This window comes from Pseudacidovorax sp. NFM-22 (assembly GCF_021401245.1).
In the GTDB taxonomy this organism is placed as follows: Bacteria; Pseudomonadota; Gammaproteobacteria; order Burkholderiales; family Burkholderiaceae_C; genus Xenophilus.
In genome coordinates, this window is record NZ_JACBFY010000004.1 from 449,086 (window position 1) to 470,298 (window position 21,213).

Annotated in this window: 18 protein-coding genes; 4 read left to right on the forward strand and 14 right to left on the reverse strand. The window is 69.9% G+C overall.

Annotated elements, in window-relative coordinates; all coding sequences use genetic code 11:
- The first annotated feature begins 12 nt into the window (after nucleotides 1-12).
- Nucleotides 13-1,008, forward strand: a complete 996-nt coding sequence (locus tag L0984_RS16945; protein WP_234194870.1) for a quinone oxidoreductase family protein — start codon at nucleotides 13-15, stop codon at nucleotides 1,006-1,008.
- 27 nt (nucleotides 1,009-1,035) lie between these two features.
- Here L0984_RS16945 and L0984_RS16950 read toward each other — a convergent pair whose 3' ends face one another.
- Entirely contained in the window at nucleotides 1,036-1,953 is a 918-nt protein-coding gene (locus L0984_RS16950) for a LysR family transcriptional regulator (RefSeq protein ID WP_234194872.1), read from the reverse strand.
- A 69-nt stretch (nucleotides 1,954-2,022) separates the two neighbouring features.
- Between L0984_RS16950 and L0984_RS16955 the strand changes: the two genes are divergently transcribed.
- Nucleotides 2,023-3,036, forward strand: coding sequence for a bile acid:sodium symporter family protein (locus L0984_RS16955; RefSeq protein WP_234194873.1), 1,014 nt, complete (start codon nucleotides 2,023-2,025; stop codon nucleotides 3,034-3,036).
- 127 nt (nucleotides 3,037-3,163) lie between these two features.
- Nucleotides 3,164-3,721, forward strand: coding sequence for a DUF924 family protein (locus L0984_RS16960; RefSeq protein ID WP_234194874.1), 558 nt, complete (start codon nucleotides 3,164-3,166; stop codon nucleotides 3,719-3,721).
- 95 nt (nucleotides 3,722-3,816) lie between these two features.
- Here the strand turns inward: L0984_RS16960 and L0984_RS16965 are convergent, their stop codons facing one another.
- The 11 genes from L0984_RS16965 to L0984_RS17015 all read right to left on the reverse strand — a co-directional run bounded on the left by L0984_RS16965 (nucleotide 3,817) and on the right by L0984_RS17015 (nucleotide 18,158).
- Nucleotides 3,817-4,485, reverse strand: coding sequence for an NAD(P)H-dependent oxidoreductase (locus L0984_RS16965; protein WP_234194875.1), 669 nt, complete (start codon nucleotides 4,483-4,485; stop codon nucleotides 3,817-3,819).
- Nucleotides 4,486-5,768: 1,283 nt separating this feature from the next.
- Entirely contained in the window at nucleotides 5,769-7,436 is a 1,668-nt protein-coding gene (locus L0984_RS16970) for a Na/Pi cotransporter family protein (protein WP_234194877.1), read from the reverse strand.
- Nucleotides 7,437-7,608: 172 nt separating this feature from the next.
- On the reverse strand, nucleotides 7,609-8,439 hold the full coding sequence (locus tag L0984_RS16975) for a phosphodiesterase (RefSeq protein ID WP_234194878.1): 831 nt from the start codon (nucleotides 8,437-8,439) through the stop codon (nucleotides 7,609-7,611).
- Complete coding sequence (locus L0984_RS16980; protein WP_234194879.1) at nucleotides 8,439-9,497, reverse strand: ABC transporter ATP-binding protein; 1,059 nt, start codon at nucleotides 9,495-9,497, stop codon at nucleotides 8,439-8,441. The genes L0984_RS16975 and L0984_RS16980 overlap by 1 nt, the downstream gene beginning before the upstream one ends.
- Entirely contained in the window at nucleotides 9,487-10,209 is a 723-nt protein-coding gene (locus L0984_RS16985) for an ABC transporter permease (RefSeq protein ID WP_369822426.1), read from the reverse strand. The genes L0984_RS16980 and L0984_RS16985 overlap by 11 nt, the downstream gene beginning before the upstream one ends.
- An 80-nt stretch (nucleotides 10,210-10,289) precedes the next feature.
- Entirely contained in the window at nucleotides 10,290-11,093 is an 804-nt protein-coding gene (locus L0984_RS16990) for an ABC transporter permease (protein ID WP_234194881.1), read from the reverse strand.
- 4 nt (nucleotides 11,094-11,097) lie between these two features.
- On the reverse strand, nucleotides 11,098-12,108 hold the full coding sequence (locus L0984_RS16995) for an ABC transporter substrate-binding protein (RefSeq protein WP_234194883.1): 1,011 nt from the start codon (nucleotides 12,106-12,108) through the stop codon (nucleotides 11,098-11,100).
- 47 nt (nucleotides 12,109-12,155) lie between these two features.
- A complete protein-coding gene (locus tag L0984_RS17000; protein ID WP_234194884.1) occupies nucleotides 12,156-13,214 on the reverse strand; it encodes a LacI family DNA-binding transcriptional regulator in 1,059 nt (352 codons plus the stop codon).
- Between the two features lie 356 nt (nucleotides 13,215-13,570).
- Complete coding sequence (lspA, locus tag L0984_RS17005) at nucleotides 13,571-14,083, reverse strand: signal peptidase II (protein ID WP_234195051.1); 513 nt, start codon at nucleotides 14,081-14,083, stop codon at nucleotides 13,571-13,573.
- Nucleotides 14,083-16,935, reverse strand: a complete 2,853-nt coding sequence (gene ileS / locus L0984_RS17010; RefSeq protein ID WP_234194886.1) for an isoleucine--tRNA ligase — start codon at nucleotides 16,933-16,935, stop codon at nucleotides 14,083-14,085. Before ileS ends, lspA begins: the two co-directional genes overlap by 1 nt.
- Before the next feature lie 125 nt (nucleotides 16,936-17,060).
- Nucleotides 17,061-18,158 (reverse strand): bifunctional riboflavin kinase/FAD synthetase, encoded by a 1,098-nt coding sequence (locus L0984_RS17015; RefSeq protein WP_234194889.1) that lies wholly within the window; start codon nucleotides 18,156-18,158, stop codon nucleotides 17,061-17,063.
- A gap of 197 nt (nucleotides 18,159-18,355) precedes the next feature.
- On the opposite strand from L0984_RS17015, the gene L0984_RS17020 reads away from it, so the two are divergent.
- A complete protein-coding gene (locus L0984_RS17020; protein ID WP_043118462.1) occupies nucleotides 18,356-18,913 on the forward strand; it encodes an HNH endonuclease in 558 nt (185 codons plus the stop codon).
- 21 nt (nucleotides 18,914-18,934) lie between these two features.
- Here the strand turns inward: L0984_RS17020 and L0984_RS17025 are convergent, their stop codons facing one another.
- On the reverse strand, nucleotides 18,935-19,720 hold the full coding sequence (locus L0984_RS17025) for an enoyl-CoA hydratase (RefSeq protein WP_234194891.1): 786 nt from the start codon (nucleotides 19,718-19,720) through the stop codon (nucleotides 18,935-18,937).
- A gap of 85 nt (nucleotides 19,721-19,805) precedes the next feature.
- Nucleotides 19,806-21,188 carry an alpha/beta fold hydrolase gene (locus tag L0984_RS17030; RefSeq protein WP_234194892.1) on the reverse strand — a complete coding sequence of 461 codons (1,383 nt, stop codon included), beginning with the start codon at nucleotides 21,186-21,188 and terminating at the stop codon, nucleotides 19,806-19,808.
- Nucleotides 21,189-21,213 lie beyond the last annotated feature (25 nt).

The following is a 21,213-nucleotide window of genomic DNA, read 5'->3' on the forward strand; positions in this document are numbered from 1 at the left end:
GGAGATGAACCCATGAGCCAGAAGAGCAAAGCCATCCGCATCGACCGCCAGGGCGGTCCCGAGGAACTGAAGCTGGTGGAGGTGGAGGTCGGGGAACCCGGCGCCGGCGAGATCCGTGTGCGCCACCATGCCGTGGGCCTGAACTTCATCGACGTCTACCAGCGCAATGGTCTCTATCCCTTCCCCATGCCGCTGCAGCTGGGCATGGAGGCGGCCGGCGTGGTCGAGGCGGTGGGCGAGGGCGTGACGCACCTGGCCGTGGGCGACCGTGTGGCCTATGCCAGCCAGCCGCCCGGCGCCTACTGCGAGCGCCGCGTGATGCCGGCGCGCTGCGTGTGCCGGCTGCCCGACGCCATCTCCTTCGAGACCGGCGCGGCCATGATGCTCAAGGGCCTGACGGCGCAGTACCTGCTCAAGAAGACGCTGCCCGCCGAAGGCCTGCAGCCGGGCGACTTCGTGCTCTTCCACGCGGCGGCCGGCGGCGTCGGCCTGATCGCGTGCCAGTGGGCCAAGGCGCTGGGCCTGCAGCTGATCGGCACCGCCGGCAGTGACGCCAAGTGCGAACTGGCCCTGGCCCACGGCGCGGCCCACTGCATCAACTACAGCCGCGAGGACTTTGCCGAGCGGGTCAAGCAGATCACTGGCGGCAAGGGCGTGAAGGTGGTCTACGACTCGGTGGGCAAGGACACCTTCGAGGGCTCGTTGAACAGCCTGCGGCCCTTCGGCCTGCTGGCGAGCTTCGGCAATGGCTCGGGCCCGGTGCCGCCGGTCAACATCGGCCAGCTGGGCGCCAAGGGCTCGCTCTACATCACGCGGCCGACGCTGTTCACCCACATCGCCACGCGCGAGAGCACCCAGGCCATGGCCGACGACCTGTTCGCCGTGGTGCAGAGCGGCGCGGTGAAGATCCCCGTCGAGCAGCGCTACCGGCTGGAGGACGTGCAGCAGGCGCACCGCGACCTGGAGGCACGCAAGACCACCGGCTGCACCGTGCTCACGCTGGACTGACCGCCGCGGCCTCGCCTTGCGGGGGCCTCATACCGGCGGAAGGGCGCCTTGCGCTTCGCGCTCGCGGGCCGTCGCACGCACCAGCTCCCACACGCGCAACGCCAGCGGCGAAGGCTGGCGGTTGCGCCGGTGCACCAGCACGATGGCCCGCTCCACCTTGGGCGTCAGCGGTCGCACCTGCAGGCCGTTCAGGCCGCCCGGCGGCAGGCCGAGGGCCGGCATCACGCTGATGCCCAGGCCCGCCACCACCATCTGGAAGACGGTGGTCGGGTGGCCCAGCTCCTGTGCCACCGGGCACTGCGCGCCGTGCCGCGCCAGCGCCTCGTCGATCAGCCGCCGGCTGCCCGAGGCATGGTCCAGCAGCACGAGCGGCTCGCCGTCCAGCGCCGCCCAGGGCACCGCCGGCTTGCGCGCCAGGCGGTGCCCCTGCGGCAGTACCAGCACGAAGGGGTCGCGCATGATGGCCTCCGAATGCAGGTCCTCGTCGGCCGAGGGCTCGATCACCACGCCGAAGTCCACTTCGCCAGCCCGCACGCTGGTCAGCACGTCCTGCTGGATGCGGTCGAGCAGCAGCAGCTGGATGTCGGGCTCCTCGCGCACGCAGGCGGCGATGCAGGCCGGCATCAGGTAAGCCGACAGCGTGGGGCTGCTGGCCACGCGCACCTTGCCGCGGCGCAGGCGGCCCAGATCGCGCACCTCGGCGAGGGACTGGTCCAACTCGTCCAGTACCCGCGCGAGCTTGAGCGCGAGCGCACGGCCCGCTTCGGTCAGGGCGACCTCGCGGGTGGTGCGGTCCAGCAGCTTCAGGCCCAACTGCGACTCCAGCTCATGGATGGCGCGGCTGACGGCGGGCTGGGTCAGCCCCACCTCCTGCCCGGCGCGGCTGAAGTTGCGCAGCTGCGCCACGGCAAGGAAGACACGGAGTTGGCGCAGCGACACATTCATGCGGCAAGATCATAAAACCATCAGATAAATCCATTTCCCTTTGCTGAAGCCGAAGCGTCCAATCACGGCATGAAATCGCTCGCCCGCTTCCTGCCCGACCGCTTCACGCTCATGCTGATCGGCACCGTGACCCTGGCCAGCCTGCTCCCCGCGCAGGGGCGCGTGGCCGCTGGCATGGAGACGCTGACCACCGCCGCCATCGCGGCGCTGTTCTTCCTGCACGGCGCGCGCCTCTCGCGCGAGGCCGTGCTCGCCGGCGTGGGCCACTGGCGCCTGCACCTGCTGGTGCTGGCCAGCACCTTCGTGCTGTTTCCGCTCCTGGGGCTGGCGCTCAAGCCGCTGCTGCAGCCGCTGGTGACGCCCACGCTCTACACCGGCGTGCTGTACCTGTGCGTGCTGCCTTCGACGGTGCAGTCGTCCATCGCACTCACCGCGATGGCCCGCGGCAATGTGCCGGCGGCCGTGTGCAGTGCCTCGGCCTCGACGCTGCTGGGCGTGCTCCTGACGCCGGTGCTGGTCAACCTGCTGGTGGTGCCTGGCCACCATGCCGATGCCTCGCTGGATGCCATCGGCCGCATCCTGCTGCAGCTGATGGTGCCCTTCGTCGCGGGCCACCTGCTGCGCCCCTGGGTGGGCGGCTTCGTGCAGCGCAATGCCAAGATGCTGAAGTGGGTGGACCAGGGTTCCATCCTGCTGGTGGTCTACACGGCCTTCAGCGCCGCGGTGGTGAAGGGCCTGTGGCATCAGTTGCCGCTGTCGGCCCTGATCGCCGTGGCGGTGGTGAGTGCGCTGCTGCTGGCGCTGGCACTGGGTGTGACCAACACCATTGCGAAGCGCCTGGGCTTCTCCATCGAGGACCGCATCGCCATCGTGTTCTGCGGCTCCAAGAAGAGCGTGGCCAGCGGCGTGCCCATGGCCAACGTGCTGTTCCCGGCGTCAATCGTGGGCCCCATCGTCCTGCCGGTGATGCTGTACCACCAGATCCAGTTGATGGTGTGCGCGGTGCTGGCGCAGCGCTATGCACGGCGGGCTGAGCCAGCTTTGGCGGATGGCGCGGCGGCTGCGGCGCCGCGGACTGCCTGAGCGGTCGTTTCCTGTAGAGCGACCGCTGTGAGTCGGGCCCTTTCGAGGTCCGACGGAGCCGGGCGGACCGTGGCTGGCATCATGCCGGCCATCCTTTCTGCCGCGGCCTGCATGGCCGCCACCGCCGATGAAGTCGACCTCCGCCTCCGTTCCGCCCGAAGCCGCTGCCTTGGTGGACTTCTGGCGTGCCTCGCAGCCGAACTGGTTCCGCAAGAGCGATGCCTTCGATGCAGCGCTGTTCGACCGCTACCTTCAGTTGCACTTGGCGGCGGCGCGCGGCGCACTCGATGACTGGGCTGCGACGCCCACGGGCGCGCTGGCGCTGCTGATCCTGCTGGACCAGTTCCCGCGCAACGCCTTCCGTGGCACGGCCCACATGTATGCGACCGATCCGCGCGCGCGGGCCGTTGCCAGCCGGGCGCTGGATCAAGGACATGAGATGGGGGTGGAGCCGCCGTTGCGGCTCTTCTTCTGCCTGCCCTTCGCGCATTCGGAAGAACTGGCCGACCAGCAGCGCTCGGTCGATCTTTATCGTCGCCTTGCGCCGGAAGCCTTGCGCCATGGCGAGGAGCATCGCGACATCGTCCAGCGCTTCGGGCGCTTCCCGCACCGCAACGCGATCCTCCTGCGGCAGAGCACGGCGGAGGAGGAGGCCTTCCTGGCCGAGGGCGGCTTCGCGGGTTGAGCCGACGTCGTCGGTCATCGGCGTCGAACCGGCGCAAGGCCTGAACACAGGCCCCGCAGCGCTGCGTCGAAGCGCGCCACGGGGCTTGTGCGCGATCAGCGCACTTCGGTGATGAACTGCTCGCGCGGGCGGCGCACCTTCTTCAGGTTCACCAGCCAGTCGCCGTCGGCCTGGCGGTAGCCCAGCGGCAGGATGGCGACGCTGCGCAGGCCACGCGCGCGCAGTTGCAGGATCTCGTCCAGCGCGGCGGGGTCGAAGCCTTCCATCGGCGTGCTGTCGACCTGCTCGAAGGCGGCGGCGATGACGGCCGCGCCCAGACCGATGTAGGCCTGGCGGGCGGCGTGCTCGAAATTCTGTTCGGCGGGCCGGCCCGGGTAGGCGGCCAGCAGCTTCTGGCGATAAGCCTCCCAGCCTTCATTGCGGAAGCCGCGCTCTTCGTTCACCAGGTCGAACATGTGGTTGATGCGCTCGGCCGTGTAGTGGTCCCAGGCGGCGAAGACCAGCAGGTGCGAACCTTCGGTGACCTGTGCCTGGTTCCAGGCGATGGCCTGGATGCGCTGGCGCACTTCGGGGTTGGTCACCACGATCACTTCGAAGGGCTGCAGGCCGCTGGAGGTGGGCGCGAGGCGGATCGCTTCGAGGATGCGTTCGACCTTGTCGGCGGGCACGGACTGGGCCGGGTCCATCTTCTTGGTGGCGTAGCGCCACTGGAGCTTGTCCAGCAGGCCGGTGGCGTCCTGGTGCTTTTGGGTCATGTCGTTCATGGCGGAGCCTTCTCCCAGGCGTGGTTTTCAGAGGGCGCTGATCATCGTGCGGGTGGCGAGGAGTCAGTCTCGGGTCAGCTCAATATCCTGAGCGGGGCGGGTGGTCTATGGGGCTGCCTGCAAGGGGGTGGCGAATCGTGTACGCGTGGCTGGGGTTGGCGGATCAGGCGTGCGGGGGGTGGGGCGGTCGGATCGGTGCGCATTGGGTGTGGCTGGGTGCACGCTTCTTAGTGCGGCGGCCTGGTTTGGTCTGGGCGGTTCGAGGAGGGGCGGTTTGAGGGTGGGGCGGCGCGCGAGGAATGGCCTGGCGCGGGCTCATGGCGAGGCGGTCGGCACTGCGTGCCGACTCCGCTGCGATGCTCGCGAACCCGGCCCGCGGCAGAACTCGCTACGCGCTTCGCGCTGCGCTCAAACAACTGCCGCGAGTCAGATCACGAAGCAGGCCTGTCCTTCGGCAGGCCTGCGGCCGGGTCCGCTGCGCTTCTCGCCGCCTCGCAAATCGCCCACGCCAGGCCATTCCTCGCGCGCGGACACCGGGCGCTCGATCGGCCGGCATGAGGGTTGTGGGCTTCCGGTGGCGGTTCGAGGTCATGGCCGGAGTCATGCCATTGCAGCAACGATGCTTGAGGCGTGTCTCGCTTCTTCAGGGCTGTGCAGGGCTTCGACAAGCTCAGCCCGAACGGTTGGGGGCGGTGACACGGACGCGTCTGCGCCTTTTCGCCTCTTCGCGCCTCGCTCCTCGCTCTTCGCGTTTTCGCGTTCTCGTGTCACTGCGTCACTGCGTCACTGCGTCAGTGCGTCAGTGCGTCAGTGCGGGAGTGCGGGAGTGCGGGAGTACAGCACCGGCGGTCAATTCCGGTCCGGGCGGGGGCGGGCACCGCGGCGTGCGCCTGTGAGGCGCCGAGAAGCGCAGCGTGCCCGGCCGCAGGCCTGCCGAAGGACAGGCCTGCTTCGTGATCTGACTCGCGGCGTTTGTTTGAGCGGAGCTGCCGTCAGGCAGCGCAGCGAGTTATGCCGCGGGCCGGGTGCGCGAGCATCGCAGGGGAGTCGGCCCGCAGGGCCGACCGCCTCACTGAAGCACGCCGCGGTGCCCGCCGCCGCCCGGACCGGCGCACCCGCCTCCGCGAACGCACCCGCGTCCACGCCTACGTCAACGCCCACGCCTGCAACGACAAGACCAATCGCACAAGCATGCGACGAGACACTGCGCCCCCGTCCTGCGAAAGGCCGGTGTCATCCGTGACGGCAAGGATCACGGCCCCAACTCATCGGGCCCGCAACCCTCAGTGCGGGTCGTCCGCCCCGACGAGCGACGACCGCAACCGGCTGGGCGCCAGCGCCCCCGCCGAGTCCAGGATCGGGTACGCGATCGAGCAGATGTGCGAGTTGATGCGCTTCAGGTCGCTGATCAGGTCGATGTGCAGTGAGCTCGTCTCCATGCTCGGCGCCGTGCGGTCCATCAGCCGCGTGAGGTGGGTGTTGGCATAGGCCCGCTCCAGGTCGCGGAAGCGCACCTTCTCCTCCAGGAGCTTCTGCGCGTCGCGCACATTGCCGTTGAGGAACACGCTCATGCCCAGCCGCAGGTTGGCCACCAGCCGCTCGTGCATCTCCACGATCTCGGCCATGCCCGCCTCGGAGAAGTTGCGGTGCGGGCGGATCTTCTTGTCCTCGATGTCGGAGATCACCCGCTCGATGATGTCGCCGATCTGCTCCATGTTGATGGTGAAGCTGATGATGTCGGTCCAGCGCCGGCTTTCCTCCTCGCCCAGCGCCTCGCGCGAGATCTTGGTGAGGTAGTACTTGATGTCCGAGTAGAGCCGGTCGACTTGGTCGTCCATCTTGCGCAGCTCCTCGGCCAGCCGCAGGTCGTTGCTGCGGATGACCGTGAGCACGCCGATCAGCATGCTCTCGACCACATCCGCCTGGTGCAGCGCCTCGCGCGCGGCGTTGGAGATGGCCAGGGTGGGCGTCGAGAGGGCGGAAGGATCCAGGTGCCGCGGCCGCGTGCCGGTGGCGGGCGTGCGCGGCACCGGCACCAGCTTCATCGACAGCCTGGCCACGGCGGTCGTGAGGCCGATGAAGGCCACGCTCGCGATCACGTTGAAGGCCAGGTGGAACATGACGACCAACTGCGCCGGCGAATCCACCAGCGAAGTCGGCGCATGCCGGAGCACCAGCCCGACGAAGGGCGCCGCGATCACCACGCCCAGCAGCTTGAACAGGAAGTTGCCCACGGTCACCTGCCGCACCGCTGGCGGCGACTTGGCCGTGGTCAGCACCGCCAGCAGGCCGCTGCCCAGGTTGGCGCCCAGCACCAGCCCCAGCGCCACGTCCAGCGGCACCACCGCACCGGTGGCCATGGCGGCCACCAGCAGCACCACCGCCAGGCTGGAGTAGGCGACCACCGCCAGCGCCGCGCCTACCGTGATCTCCAGCATCAGGTCGCTGGTGATCGAGGCGATCACGGCGCGCATGGCCTCGCTCTCGAACAGCGGGCCGGTGGCCTGCACCACGAGTTGCAGTGCCAGCAGCATCAGCCCCAGCCCGATCAGGATGCGGCCGAAGCGGCCCGCCGCGCTGGCCGGGCGGGTGATCGACAGCACCACGCCCGTGAAGATGAAGAGCGGCGACAGCCAGGAAAGATCGGTGGAGAACAGCACCGACATCAGCGCCGTGCCGATGTCCGCCCCGCGCATCACCGCCAGCGCCGAAGGCAGCGTGATCAGGCCCTGCCCCACGAACGACGAGGTCATCAGCGAGGTCGCCGTGCTCGACTGCACCAGCGCCGTCACGCCGATGCCCGCCAGCGCCGCGGAGAAGCGGTTGCCCAGGCTGCGCTGCAGGAACCTGCGCAGGTCGCCCCCGAACACGCGCAGCACCCCGGTGCGCACGAGATGGGTGCCCCACACGAGCAGGGCGACGGCGGCAAGCAGGTTCAGCAGATGCTTCATGGACGGGGTGCGTCTCCTTCGTGAAGAGGGGCAGCGGAAAACGGGGCAACCATTCTGCACGCCTCGTGCCAGCCTGGCCGTAGGCTGAGGACCAGTTCGCCGCCGCCGCTGCATGCGGGTGCGCAGCGACAGCAGAGCGCAGGCCTTGGCCGGTCCGTCATGGATGGGGCGTTCAGTCGATCAACGCGCCGTTGTCGTGGAAGGGATACGGCCCCTCGAAGACGCCGCTCGCGGCCAGGTGCGTCACCAGCCGCTGGCCGTCCCACGCATGCACGCGGAAGCCCGGTGGCTCCAGCGTCCAGGCCGAGGGCGCATCGGGCGCCAGGTCCAGGCAGACCTGGTGCGCCGGGGCCGGCGCGGTGCTGGCGATGGTGCCGCCGAAGCGCACGTCGATGGCGCGGTGCAGGTGGCCGCAGATGATGCGTTCCACGTTGGGGTGCTGCCGCACCAGCGCCTCCAGCTCGGACGCGCCTTCGAGGAGGCCGATGTCGTCCATGTGGCCGATCAGCGTGCGGAAGGGCGGATGGTGCATGGCGATCACCACCGGCTGGCCGCGGCTGGCCTCCAGCTCGCGGGCCAGCCAGTCGAGCCGGCGGCTGCACAGCGAACCATGCGAGGCGCCGGGGGTGACGGTGTCGAGCGCGATCAGCCGCAGCGGCCCCACGGCCACGTTGAACTGCACGAACTCGCCGTCGCCCAGGTAGCCGTGGGTGGGAAAGCTGCGGCGCAGCTGCACCCGCTCGTCATGGTTGCCCGGCAGGAGGTAGAGGGGCGTGGCGCCCAGGGGCGCCAGCAGATCGGCCAGGTGCGCGTATTCCGCCTCGCGGCCGAAGTCGCTCAGGTCGCCGGTGATGACGATGGCGTCAGGCGCCTGCCGCAGCCGCAATACGCTGGCCACGGCCTCGCGCAGGTAGGGCGCGGTGTCGATGCGGCCATAGGCCAGGCGGCCGGGCTCGCGGATGTGCAGGTCCGTGAGCTGCACGAGGAAAGTGGGTCGGGTCATCAGGCAATCTCCGTGGCGGGCATCAGGCGGTCGGCGGTGGTGCGGATGCCCACCTGCTGGTCCTGCTGCCAGGGGCAGTCGCGGCCGGCTTCGGCCAGCAGTGTCGGCTGGTCGCCGGCGTCCAGCCGCAGCTGCACGCGCTCGCCCAGGAAGGTGCGTTGCACGACCCGGGCCTGGCCCCAGCCGGCCTGCGGCGGGCCGAGCTCGATGTCCTCGGGCCGCACCAGCAGGGCGGGTTGCGCGGCCAGGCCATCGGGGCAGGGCAGTGCCACGCCGCCGAGCATCACCACGCCCTGCTGGCGCGCGGCATCGCTGCGGTCCAGCCGGTTCACGCGGCCGAGGAACTCGGCCACGAAGGGATGGGCCGGCGTTCGGTACAGGTCCTCGCCGCGGCCCACCTGCACGATGCGGCCACCGCGCATCACGGCCAGGCGGTCGGCGATGGCCAGGGCCTCCTGCTGGTCGTGCGTGACGTGCACGGCCGTGATGTGCAGCCGGCGCAGCAGCTCGGCCAGCTCGTCGCGCAGCGACTCCTTGAGCTTGGCGTCCAGTGCGGCCAGCGGCTCGTCGAGCAGCAGCACGCGCGGGCGCACCGCCACCGCGCGGGCCAGGGCCACGCGCTGGCGCTGGCCGCCGGAGAGTTCGGAGGGGCGCTTGTGCTCGAGGCCGTTCAGCCGTGTCAGCTCCACCAGCTCGCCCACCGTGCGTTCGACCTCGGCCGCTGGCGTGCCGCGGATGCGCAGGCCGTAGCCGATGTTGGCCGCCACGCTCATCTGCGGAAAGAGGGCGTAGCTCTGGAAGACCATGCCCACGTTGCGCCGCTCCACCGGCCGGTCGCTCACGTCCTGACCGCCGAAGAGGATGCGGCCACCCGCGTCCATGCCCTCCAGCCCGGCGATCAGCCGCAGCAGCGTGGTCTTGCCGCAGCCCGAGGGGCCGAGCAGGGCCAGCACCTCGCCGGGTTCCACATGCAGGTCGGTGGGCTGCAGGCCGCGCGTGCCGTCGGCGTAAGTCTTGGCGCAGCGCTCGATGTCGATGGCCGTTCGTTCAAGTTCCATGGTGTTTGCGAATGAAGTCCGCGGCGGCCTGCAGGCCCCAGAGCACGGGCAGGATGACGAGGAAGAAGACGAGGGTGTAGGCCGACCCGATCTCGATGCGGGCCGAGGCATAGCTGTCGGCCAAGCCCACGGGCAGCGTGCGGGTCAGGGGCGTGTGCAGCATCCAGGTGAGGTTGAACTCGCCCACCGACAGCGTGAACACCATCAGGCAGCCCGCCACGATGGCCGGGAACACGGCCGGCACCAGCACGCCCAGGAAGCGCTGCATGAAGCTCGCGCCCAACGTGCGTGCGGCCTCGTCCAGCGCCACCAGCTCACGCCGCTGGAAGGCCGAGGCCACGGTGCGCACCATGAAGGGCAGGGTGAAGACGACATGGCCCACCAGGATGAAGGCATAGCTCTGGCGGAAACCCTGCACCTGACCGTAGGCCAGGATCAGCGCCAGCGCCGTGGCCAGACCCGGCACGGCCACGGGCAGCGTCAGCAGCTCCTCGAACAGGCGTGCCGCGCGTGTGCGGCTGCGTGCCAGCGCCCAGGCGCAGGGCACGCCCAGCAGCACGGTGCACAGCACGCAGGTCGCGGCCAGCAGCAGCGAGCCGGTGACGGTGCTGCCGTAGCTGTCCCACACCTCCACCAGCCAGCGCAGGGTGAAGCCGCTGCGCCAGCCGCGGCCGTAGTTGGTCACCAGACCGGCCAGCACCGACAGCAGCATGGGCGCCAGCGTGAAGAAGGCCACCAGGCCGGTGAGCGTCGCCAGCACGGGCGAGCGCGAAGTTCCACTGCGTGCCGTCGTCATGCGCCGGCCTCCCCACTGAAGCGCCGCGCGATGAAGAGCACGGCCCAGGTCACCAGCCCCAGCGCGATCGACAGCGAGGCCGCGAGCGCGAAGTTGGCGTAGTTGGTGAACTCGTCGTAGATGGTGATCGGGATCACCTCGAACTTGCTCGCCAGCGTGAAGGCCGTGCCGAAGGCGCCCATGGCGGTGGCGAAGACGATGGCGCCGCAGGCCAGCGTGGTGGGCGCCAGCTCGGGCACCCACACGTCGCGGGCGATGGCGAGGCGCGAGGCGCCGAGCGAGCGGGCCGCCTCTTCCAGCGCCGGGTCCATGGATTCGGCCGCTGCCGTGTAGGCCGCGATGGCCCGTGGCAGCGAGAAGTACAGGTAGGCCAGGAACAGCCCCAGCAGCCCGTAGGCGAAGGTGATCCGCTCGCCGCCCAGGCTGGACGAGATGTCGGCCACCAGCCCTTGCCGGCCGCCGAGCAGGATCACGAAGAAGCCCACGATCACGCCCGGGAAGGACAGCGGCAGCGTCAGCACCGCCAGCAGCAGCCGGCGGCCGGCGAAGCGCTGGCGCGCCAGGTACAGGCCCACGGCCGCGCCCAGCACCAGCGTGGCCAGCGTGACCACCACCGACAGCGCCAGCGTCTGCAGCATGCTCGTGAGATAGCGCGGCTGCGTCAGCACCGCGAAGTAGGCCGAAGCCCCTTCGCGCGCCGGCAGGGCCAGCAGCTGCAGCGCGGGCAGCAGCCAGAAGGCCAGGAAGAAGATGCCGGCCGGCAGGGCGCAGGCCAGCAGGATCAGCTGCGGTCGCTGCATCGCCTCAGCGCGCTTCCTTCAGGTAGCGCTCGGAGAAGGCCTTCTGCACGCCGGCCATCTTCGCGTAGTCCACCGGCTTGGCGCGGGCGTACTCGCTGGCGGGCAGGAACTGCGCTTCCACGTCCTTGGGCATGGCGCTGGCGCGCACCGGCCGCAGGTAGGCCTTGGCCCAGACGGCCTGGCCTTCGTCGGAGAGCACGAAGTCCAGCGCCTTCTTGGCGTCGGCCGCATGCGGCGCCTTGGCCACCAGGCTCATCACGTAGGGCACCACCACCGTGCCTTCGCTGGGGATCACGAAGGCCACGTTGGCGCCGTCCTTGTACTTGGCGCGGTAGGCGTTGAAGTCGTAGTCCAGCAGGATGCCGATCTCGCCCGAGAGCACGCGGGCATAGGCGGTCTGCTTGGGCACGATGGGCTCGTTCTTCTGCAGGGCCTTGAAGTAGTCGATGGCGGGCTTGAAGTCGTCCATGCTGCCGCCGCGCGCCTGGTTCACGGCCACTGCGCCCACGTAGCCAACGAAGGCCGAGGCCGGGTCCAGGTAGCCCACCAGACCCTTGTATTCGGGCTTGAGCAGGTCGGCCCAGGACTTCGGGATCGGCTTGCCCTTGAGCGCATCCACGTTGACCATGAAGCCCAGGGTGCCCGAATGGATGGTGAACCAGTGGCCCTGCGGGTCCTTCAGGCCGTCGGGGATGTCCTTCCAGTTGGCGGGCTGGTAGGGCTGCACCACGCCGTCCTTCTGTGCCTGGATGGCGAAGGTCACGCCCAGGTAGGTCATGTCGGCCACCGGGCTGCCCTTCTCGGCGACCAGCTGCGCGAGGGCCTGGCCGGAGTTCTTGTTGTCGGGCGGCACGGTGACGCCAGTCTTGGCCTTGATGGTCTTGATCTGGCTGCCCCAGTCGGCCCATTCGGGCGGGCAGTTGTAGCAGATGGCCGTCTGCGCGAAGGCGGCCGTGGCGGCGAAGCCGGCAGCGGCGACCGCGAGGCGGGTGGCGGCGAGGAGATTGGAGGTCATGGAAGCGTTCCTTTGGATGGGGGAGGGACGGACGGAGGCAGGCCGGTTCAGCGCGCGGGGCGGCGCCGGCTCTTGGGGGTTGTGGGGGAGGGACGGTTGCTGGCCGCCGCATGCGGCGGCGGTGCGCACGATTCACCGGTGCGCAGGCGGTGCGGCAGCAGCAGGCTGTCGGCGGGCAGCGGCGTGCGCTGCTCGTCCAGTGCCGCCATCAGCAGCTGCGCGGCCCGGCGGCCGATGTCGGCGGCGGGCTGTTCGATGGTGCCGAGGCGCGGCGTGAGTTCGTCGCCCAGCGCGATGCCGTCGAAGCCCATCACCGACAGGTCCTGCGGTACGCGCAGGCCGGCCAGGTGCGCGGCGCGGACGGCGCGGATGGCCAGCAGGTCGTTGGAGCAGAACAGGGCGGTGGGCCGGTCGTCGGCGGCCAGGCGCGCGCGCAGTGTGTCGGCCGCGGCTTCGACGAAGGGCACTTCGATCAGCGGCGGCGCATCGAGGCCGGCGGCCGCCATGCCGGCCAGGAAGCCGCGATGGCGCTGCTGCGAGCGGTCGGACTGCGCGAGCGTGCCGCTCACCATGGCGATGCGCCGGTGGCCCAGTCTGGCCAGGTGCGCCACGGCCTCGGCCGAGGCGGCCTCGTTGTCGACCGCCACGCAGCAGTGGGCCGGATGCCGGTTGTAGGCCAGCACATAGGGCCGCTGGCGGGCCTGCAACCGGGCCAGTGCGGCGGAGGTCTGCGGGTTGGAGATGACCAGCACCATGCCTTCGACTTCGCGGGCGAGCAGCTGGTCGACCGCGCGTTGCTCGGCGTCCAGGTCGTAGCCGGTGGTCAGCGGCACGATGGCATGGCCGGCCTCGGCCGCGGCCTGGGCCAGGCCTTGCAGGCATTCGGCGAAGGTGGGGTTGAGCAGCGTGGGCAGCACCACGCCCAGCACCCGGCTGCGCTGGGTACGCAGGGTGCGCGCGCTGGCGCTGGGCAGGTAGCCCAGCTCGCGCGCGACCGATTCCACCAGCGCGCGCGTGGCGGGCAGCACCTTGTCGGGCGCGTTGAACACGCGCGAGACGGTGGCGATGGAAACGCCGGCCTTGTCGGCAACGGCCTGGATGCTCATGCGCGGAAACCTTCGATGGAAAACATCATGTAAACGTTTTCATTTGAAGGGTGCATGTGACACCGTCATGACGGAATCCGGTACCGGGATTACCCGCGGGGCGTGATGCCGGTCAGTTGATGAACATCTGTTCGGGCTGAGCTTGTCGAAGCCGGGGCACGGGTCCTTCGACGCGCTCAGGGCGAACGGGTTGGCTGATCCACATTGCCCCCGGGGCGGGCCTTCGACAGGCTCAGGTCGAACGGGTTTGGGGCGGCGCGAGCGCAAAAAAAGCGCGAGACCGAAGCCTCGCGCCGTCGTGCGCCTGCGGGGGCGCCGGGATCACGCAGGAGCGACGGGCGCGCAGCGCGCCCGCCTCAGCGCTTGCGCCGCATGCGCCGGACCTCGTCCAGCACCAGGCAGATGGCGCCCAGCGTGATGGCACTGTCGGCCAGGTTGAAGGCCGGGAAGTGCGAGCCGGCCCAGTGGAAGTCCAGGAAGTCCACCACGTAGCCGTGCATCAGGCGGTCCACCACGTTGCCGATGGCGCCGCCCAGGATGCAGGCCATGGCAAAGCAGAACAGCTTCTGCCCCGCATGCGAGCGCAGCATCCAGACGATGAACACGGCGGCCGCCACGCCGATGCCGGTGAAGAACCAGCGCTGCCAGCCCGAGGCCCCGGCCAGGAAGGAGAAGGCCGCGCCCGTGTTGTGCGCCCGCACGATGTTGAAGAACTCGGTGATGCGCGTCGCGTCACCGAGCTGGTAGTGGCCCAGGATCAGCGTCTTGGTGTACTGGTCGGCGATGAAGATCAGCACCGCCAGCGCCAGCCAGCCCCAGATGCCCAGGCCCGGCCGGGTGGACTCGAATCCGCTGTGCGCCTTCGTCATCATGCGACGCTCCGCGCTTCGCCGGCGCCGTACAGGTTGCTGGTGCAGCGCCCGCACAGCGTGGGATGCGCGCTGTCGTGGCCCACGTCGTCGCGCCAGTGCCAGCAGCGTTCGCACTTGATGGCGGTGCTGGGCGTCACGGCGATGGCGAGCGCGTCGCCGGCCTGCAGATCCACCACCGAGGTGATGAAGACGAACTTGAGGTCATCGCCCAGGGCGGCCAGCAGTGCATGGTCCTCCGGCGCGGCCGTGAGCCGCACATTGGCCTGCAGCGAAGAGCCCACGCCGCCGGCGGTGCGCACGGCCTCGATCTCCTTGTTGACCGCGTCGCGGATCGCCTGGATGCGGCCCCACTTGGCCAGCAGCCCCTCGTCGGGCGTGCCCAGGTCGCAGAAGGTCTCCATGAAGATGGATTCCGACTGGCCCGCGAACTTCCACGCCTCTTCGGCCGTGAAGCTGAGGAAGGGCGCCATCCAGCGCAGCATGGCCTGGGTGATGTGCCACAGCGCCGTCTGCGCGCTGCGCCGTGCGCGCGAGCCGGGCTGCGTGGTGTAGAGCCGGTCCTTCAGCACGTCCAGGTAGAAGGCGCCCAGGTCTTCCGAGCAGAAGACCTGCAGCTTGGCCACCACCGGGTGGAACTCGTAGACCTTGTAGTGGCCCAGCACCTCGGCCTGGAACTGCGCCGCGCGCGACAGCGCCCAGCGGTCGATCTCGAACAGCTCGGCCAGCGGCACCGCGTCCTTGGCCGGATCGAAGTCGCTGGTGTTGGCCAGCAGGAAGCGCAGCGTGTTGCGGATGCGGCGGTAGGCATCGACCACGCGCGCCAGGATCTTGTCGTCGCCGGCGATGTCGCCCGAATAGTCGGAGGCGGCCACCCACAGGCGGATGATCTCGGCGCCCAGCTTCTTGGTGATCTCCTGCGGGTCGATGCCGTTGCCCAGCGACTTGCTCATCTTGCGGCCCTGGCTGTCCACGGTGAAGCCGTGGGTCAGCAGGCCGCGATAGGGCGCGCGGCCTTCCAGCGCGCAGGCCAGCAGCAGCGAGCTGTGGAACCAGCCGCGGTGCTGGTCATGGCCTTCGAGGTACAGGTCGGCCTCGGGGCCCTGGTCGTGGTGCACCGTGGGGTGCGTGCCGCGCAGCACGTGGAAGAAGGTGGAGCCGGAGTCGAACCACACCTCCAGGATGTCGCTGCTCTTGGTGTAGTGCGGCGCGTCCTCGGCGCCCAGGATCTCTTCGGTCGTCACCCGGCTCCAGGCCTCGATGCCACCCTGCTCGACGATGGCGGCCGCCTGGTCCAGGATCTCCATCGTGCGCGGATGCAGCTCGCCCGTGAGCTTGTGCAGGAAGAAGGGGATCGGCACGCCCCAGCTGCGCTGGCGCGAGATGCACCAGTCGGGCCGGTGCGCAATCATGTCGTGCAGCCGGGCCTTGCCGTTCTCGGGGTAGAAGCTGGTGTCTTCGATGGCTTCCAGCGCGATCTGCCGCAGCGTCTTGGCCGGCTTGGCGCCGGGCAGGGTGAACACGCCTTCGCCCTCGTCCATGCGGATGAACCACTGGGCCGCCGCGCGGTAGATCACCGGCGTCTTGTGGCGCCAGCAGTGCGGGTAGCTGTGGGTGATGGTCTCGGTGGCCATCAGCCGGCCGGCTTCGCGCAGCGCCTCGATGATGTGCGGCACCGCCTTCCAGATGTGCTGGCCGCCGAAGAGGGGGAAGTCCGGCTCGTACACGCCGTTGCCCTGCACCGGGTTGAGGATGTCGTCGTAGGCCATGCCGTGCGCGATGCAGGACTGGAAGTCGTCCAGGCCGTAGGCGGGCGAGGAATGGACCAGGCCGGTGCCGTCGGTGGCGGTGGCGTAGTCGGCCAGGTACACCGGCGACAGGCGGCGGTAGCCCTCGTGCACGTCGTACAGCGGATGCTCGAACTCGAGCCCGCCCAGCGCACGACCGGGGGCGATGGCGACGACCTTGCCATCCAGCGCGTAGCGGTTCAGGCAGCTCTCGACCAGCGTGTCCGCCACGATCAGCAGGCCGCGGTCGGTGTCGACCAGCGCGTAGGTCAGCTCGGGGTTGAGGTTGAGCGCCTGGTTGGCCGGGATGGTCCAGGCCGTGGTGGTCCAGATGACGGCGAAGGCGTCCTTGTCGATGGCCGGCAGGCCGAAGGCAGCGGCCAGCTTGGCGCGGTCGTGCGCCTTGAAGGCGACGTCCAGCGTCTGGCTCTTCTTGTCGGCGTACTCGATCTCGAACTCGGCCAGCGACGAGCCGCAGTCGAAGCACCAGTAGACGGGCTTGAGGCCGCGGTAGACGAAGCCGCGCTCGATGACCTTCTTGAAGGCGCGGATCTCGCCCGCCTCGTTGGCGAAGTCCATCGTCTTGTACGGATGGTCCCATTCGCCCAGCACGCCCAGGCGCTGGAAGTCGCTCATCTGCTGCGCGATCTGCTCGGTGGCGTAGGCGCGGCTCTTGGCCTGCATCTCGTCGCGGCTCAGGTTGCGGCCGTGCTTCTTCTCGATGGCGTTCTCGATCGGCAGGCCGTGACAGTCCCAGCCGGGCACGTAGAGCGCGTCGTAGCCTTCCAGCTGGCGCGCCTTGGTGATCATGTCCTTGAGGATCTTGTTCACCGCATGGCCCATGTGGATCTGGCCGTTGGCATAGGGCGGGCCGTCGTGCAGGATGAACTTGGGCCGTCCGGCGCGGGCCACGCGCAGGCGCTTGTACAGGCCCTCGTCGTTCCAGGCCTTGACCCAGCCCGGCTCGCGCTTGGGCAGGTCGCCGCGCATGGGGAAGGGCGTGTCGGGCAGGTTCAGGGTGGCGCGGTAGTCGGGGGTCGCGGAGGAATCGGCAGCGTCGGACATGGGGCGGAGGGGGAAGGCTTCGACAGGCTCGGCCCGCTGGCGGCGAAGGCCCGCGCGGGAGGGGAGGAGGTCAGGCCGCTCGCCCCGAGCTTGTCGGTGGGGCGCCGGCACGGCAGGCGTGCCGGTTAAATTCGGTCGCGCGTGGTCTGGCGCCGCGTTTCCGCGTGGGTGCTGCCCGCCGCGCCGGCACTGCCGGCGGCGAAATACGCGCGTGCGTCGGCCAGGTCCTGGGCGATGCCCGCGGTCAGGGCTTCCAGGCTGGTGTAGCGCAGCTCGTCGTGCAGTTTGTGCAACAGTTCCACGCGCACGATTTTACCGTAGGCCCCCTCCGGGCCCAGGCTGGCCGGCCATTCGAGGCAATGCGTCTCCAGCAGCACGCGGCCGCCGTTGACGTCGTTCGGGTCCAGCGAGGGACGCACGCCCAGGTTGGCCACGCCCGGCAAGGGGCGCTCGCCCAGCCCGTGAACCCGCACCGCGAAGATGCCGCTCGCAGCCGGCTTCCAGTGCTTGAAGCGCAGGTTGAGCGTGCGGAAACCGTCCGTGCCGCCGGGTGCGCTGGCGCCCAGCGCCCTGCCCAGCTTGCGGCCGTGCACCACATGGCCGGAGATGGCGTACGGCCGGCCGAGCAGCGCGGCGGCGTCGTCCATGCGGCCGGCCGCCAGCGCCCCGCGCACGGCCGAGCTGGACACGCGCAGCGCCCGCGGTCCCTCGCCACTGCCCGGTGCGGCGGGGTAAGAGACCTCGTAGCTGTTCATCCGTGCGACGTCGAAGCCGCGCGCAGCGCCCGCCGCGTGCAGCATGGCGAAGTCGCCCGCGCGCTTGGCGCCGAAGCGGAAGTCATCGCCCACCAGCACGTAGCGCGCGCCCAGGCCGCGCACCAGCACCTCGTCGATGAACTGCTCGGGCGACTGGCTGGCCAACTGCGCATCGAAGGGCAGCACCACGGTCTGGGCCACGCCGCAAGCCTGCAGCTCGCCGAGCTTGTCGCGCAGCGTGGCGATGCGCGCCGGCGCCAGTTCGGGCCGCCTGGCGACGCCGGCGAAGTAGTCGCGAGGATGGGGCTCGAAGGTCAGCACGCAGCTGGGCAAGCCCCGGTGGCGGGCTTCGGTCTGCAGCAGGCCCAGCATGGCTTGGTGGCCGCGGTGCACGCCATCGAAATTTCCGATGGTGACGGCGCTGGCAGGCGCAACGCCCGGATGGCGGAAGCCGCGGAAGATCTGCATGGTCCTGTTATCTTTTTGATAGCTGGCCGCGTGCGCTCGGGAATCCTCCGGCGTGGACGGGCTGTCATGAATGCCGGTTATATTGTGTCGCTTTCCGGCACTGCCGGGCCGCCCTGGCGGTCTTGGCCGGCGGTGCGGACGGTTCTGCGTGGCGTACGTTCCCTGTGTTTTCTTCGTTCGACGAGGAGGCGTTTGTGGTGAAGGTATTGAAGCTGTCGGCCCAAGGGCTGCCCCAGTCGTGGATCTCGCTCGAGCAGGCGGTGATCCATTACGCGGCCGGCGAGGTGCGCTGGGAGGCCGGCGAACAGGTGGCCCTGTTCCGCGGCGGCCACAACGCGATGACGGGCGAGCAGTCGCAGATCGCCGTCAGCAGCATCATCGGCACACGCGGCGTGCCGCGCATCAGCCCCTTCAGCCTGCGGCCCGGCCTCACCAACAGCAAGCTCTTCGCCCGGGACCGCAATGTCTGCGCCTATTGCGGCGACCATTTCCACGAGGACGACCTGACGCGCGAGCACATCGTGCCCTTCGCGCAGAACGGCGTGGACCACTGGATGAACGTGGTGACGGCCTGCCGGGCCTGCAACCACCGCAAGGGCAACCGCACGCCGGAACAGGCGCATATGCCGCTGCTGTACACGCCCTACGTGCCCAGCCTGTGGGAGGACTTCATTCTGCGCAACCGCCGCATCCTGGCGGACCAGATGGAGTTCCTGTCGGCGCACCTGCCGTCGAGCTCTCGCCTGCACGGCTAGCGGCGCGGCTGGACAGAAGCCTCACGGTCGCCAGGACGGCGCCCGTTTTTCGATGAAGGCCTGCACGCCCTCCTGCGCCGTCGCATCGGCCATGTTGCAGGCCATGGTGCGCGCGGCGTCGTGCAGCGCGGCTTCGAGTCCGGTCTCCAACTGGCGGTAGAAGAGGGCCTTGCCCATCTCCAGTGCGATGCGCGGCTTGGCGACGATGCTCGCCACCAGCGTTTCCACCTCGGCGTCCAGGGTGTCGGCGGGCACCACGCGGTTGACCAAGCCCTGGGCCATGGCTGTCTGGGCGTTGATGAAGTCGCCCGTCACCAGCAGCTCGAAGGCCTTCTTGCGCGGCAGGTTGCGCGACAGCGGCACGCTGGGCGTGGCGCAGAACAGGCCGACGTTGATGCCGCTGGTGGCGAAGCTGGCGCTGTCGGCCGCTACGGCCAAGTCGCAGAGCGCCACGAGCTGGCAGCCGGCGGCGGTCGCCAGGCCATGGACGCGGGCGATGACCGGCACCGGCAGCCGATGCAGCGCCAGCATCATGGCGCCGCAGCGGTCGAACAGCGCCTGGTAGTACGACTGCGAGGGCGATGCCTGCATCTCGCGCAGGTCATGGCCGGCGCAGAAGGCGCGCCCGTTGGCGGCAATGACGACCGCGCGCAGCTCGGCGTCCTGCGCCAGCCGGTCGCAGGCGGCGCGCAGGGCGTCGATGAGCGCCTCGGACAGCGCGTTGAAGGCGGCCGGCCGGTTCAGCGTGAGCGTGACCACGCCGCGGGCGTCGCGCGATTCCAGCAGGATGGGTTCGTCGGTGGTCATCGCGTCTCCTTGCTTCACTGGTGGTCGCGGGTCGATGCAGTCTCGAGCCCGGCGCGAGCGCTTCGCCGAGCCGTCATGGCGCCGTTCAGTAGGTCAGTTCCAGCACGCTCAGGTGGCCCTCGGCCACGGCCCAGCTTCGCCCGGCGATGCGTTCGCCATTGAATTCGCCTTCCACGGTGCGTGCCGGTCCGGCCGTGAGCCGCAGCCGCGAGCTGGCCACGCCCGCGCCGCGCGGCGGCACGCCGGCCAGTTGCGTCTGACCATCGAAGCGCATGCGGTCGCGCTGGGCGTCGAAGTAGCCGCGCGGCCGGGTGAAGACGACCACCGCGCCCGCCTGCCGGTCCGCCGCCGCCAGCCGCTCGGGCCGAAGGTGGATCACGTCGCTGGAGCGCGGGAAGGGGCTGCGGTAGATGTGCGTGGTGGCGTAGCCGGGCGCGACGATCTCGAATTCGTAGCTGGCGCCTGCGCGCGCCGCGAACGGGCCCCAGCGGCCCTCGGCGCCCACCGTCTTGCGCCAGGCCGGCGCGCCGCGGCGTTCGCCGGTGGCGGGATCGGTTTCGTAGACGTTCAGCTGCGCGCCGACCAGCGGGAGGTTGTTGACGAATGCACCGCTGGCTGGGTCGACCGGATTCAGGCCCAGCCCGGTGATGCGCCCGTCGAGCACGATCCGGGGCTCGGCGGCGATGGTCGTGGCGCCCGGCGCGTCGCCGGTCAGGAAGCGCCAGGTGGCGTCGAAAGCCGCGGGCGAGAACGACACCTCTCGGTGGTCCGCGCCCGGCAACACGATGTTGGTGGCGCCGCGCAGCGCCGGCCCGTCGGCCGTGATGTTCGTGGGCTTGCCCGGCGCGCCGATCCACAGCCCGTCCGGCTGGGCGTACTTGTCGTTGCCGTCGGAGCGCAGCGTCAGCCAGCGCGGGCCGGGTGTCACCTCGTCGCCGTTGGGCCCCTTGGGCGCGTTCAACTGGCGCAGGAAGGGCGACAGGCCCGAGAACTCGCTGCCCTCGCGCCAGCCGGGAATGGCCCAGATGCCATGCGCCGGGTTGCCGCCCAGCGCGACATGGCTGACCCTGGCCGCACCGCCGCCGTTCTGCACGTAGTTGCGGATCGTGTTGCCGCCGCGCGAATTGCCGACCAGGACGACCTTGGGTGCGCCTGTCTGGCGCAGCACGCGGTCGACCTCCGCACTCAGGAAGGCCATCGACTCGGCCGTGGAACTTCGGCCCGGCTGGGCCACGGCATCGTCGTCGCGGGACAGCGGCATGGGCTGGTCGAGGGCGAACAGCCGCTCACGGGCCCAGCCATTGGATTCGAAGCGCCACAGCGTGGTCTGCCACAGCGCGGCGGAGTCGCCGTTGCCATGCATGAAGACGACGGGCGTGTCGCGGCGGGGGCCGGCGCCCGGCGTGGCGCAGGCGGCCAGTGCGAGGCTGGCGGGGGCGGTGATCAACAAGGTGCGGCGTCGGATCATCCCGAAGCTCCTGGCAAGAAGGAAG

Coding starts and splice junctions, on each gene's coding strand:
- L0984_RS16945 (WP_234194870.1), top strand. CDS start 13: ATGAGCCAGAAGAGCAAAGCCATCCGCATCGACCGCCAGGGCGGTCCC.
- L0984_RS16950 (WP_234194872.1), bottom strand. CDS start 1,953: ATGAATGTGTCGCTGCGCCAACTCCGTGTCTTCCTTGCCGTGGCGCAG.
- L0984_RS16955 (WP_234194873.1), top strand. CDS start 2,023: ATGAAATCGCTCGCCCGCTTCCTGCCCGACCGCTTCACGCTCATGCTG.
- L0984_RS16960 (WP_234194874.1), top strand. CDS start 3,164: ATGAAGTCGACCTCCGCCTCCGTTCCGCCCGAAGCCGCTGCCTTGGTG.
- L0984_RS16965 (WP_234194875.1), bottom strand. CDS start 4,485: ATGAACGACATGACCCAAAAGCACCAGGACGCCACCGGCCTGCTGGAC.
- L0984_RS16970 (WP_234194877.1), bottom strand. CDS start 7,436: ATGAAGCATCTGCTGAACCTGCTTGCCGCCGTCGCCCTGCTCGTGTGG.
- L0984_RS16975 (WP_234194878.1), bottom strand. CDS start 8,439: ATGACCCGACCCACTTTCCTCGTGCAGCTCACGGACCTGCACATCCGC.
- L0984_RS16980 (WP_234194879.1), bottom strand. CDS start 9,497: ATGGAACTTGAACGAACGGCCATCGACATCGAGCGCTGCGCCAAGACT.
- L0984_RS16985 (WP_369822426.1), bottom strand. CDS start 10,209: ATGCTGCTGTCGGTGCTGGCCGGTCTGGTGACCAACTACGGCCGCGGC.
- L0984_RS16990 (WP_234194881.1), bottom strand. CDS start 11,093: ATGCAGCGACCGCAGCTGATCCTGCTGGCCTGCGCCCTGCCGGCCGGC.
- L0984_RS16995 (WP_234194883.1), bottom strand. CDS start 12,108: ATGACCTCCAATCTCCTCGCCGCCACCCGCCTCGCGGTCGCCGCTGCC.
- L0984_RS17000 (WP_234194884.1), bottom strand. CDS start 13,214: ATGAGCATCCAGGCCGTTGCCGACAAGGCCGGCGTTTCCATCGCCACC.
- lspA (WP_234195051.1), bottom strand. CDS start 14,083: ATGACGAAGGCGCACAGCGGATTCGAGTCCACCCGGCCGGGCCTGGGC.
- ileS (WP_234194886.1), bottom strand. CDS start 16,935: ATGTCCGACGCTGCCGATTCCTCCGCGACCCCCGACTACCGCGCCACC.
- L0984_RS17015 (WP_234194889.1), bottom strand. CDS start 18,158: ATGCAGATCTTCCGCGGCTTCCGCCATCCGGGCGTTGCGCCTGCCAGC.
- L0984_RS17025 (WP_234194891.1), bottom strand. CDS start 19,720: ATGACCACCGACGAACCCATCCTGCTGGAATCGCGCGACGCCCGCGGC.
- L0984_RS17030 (WP_234194892.1), bottom strand. CDS start 21,188: ATGATCCGACGCCGCACCTTGTTGATCACCGCCCCCGCCAGCCTCGCA.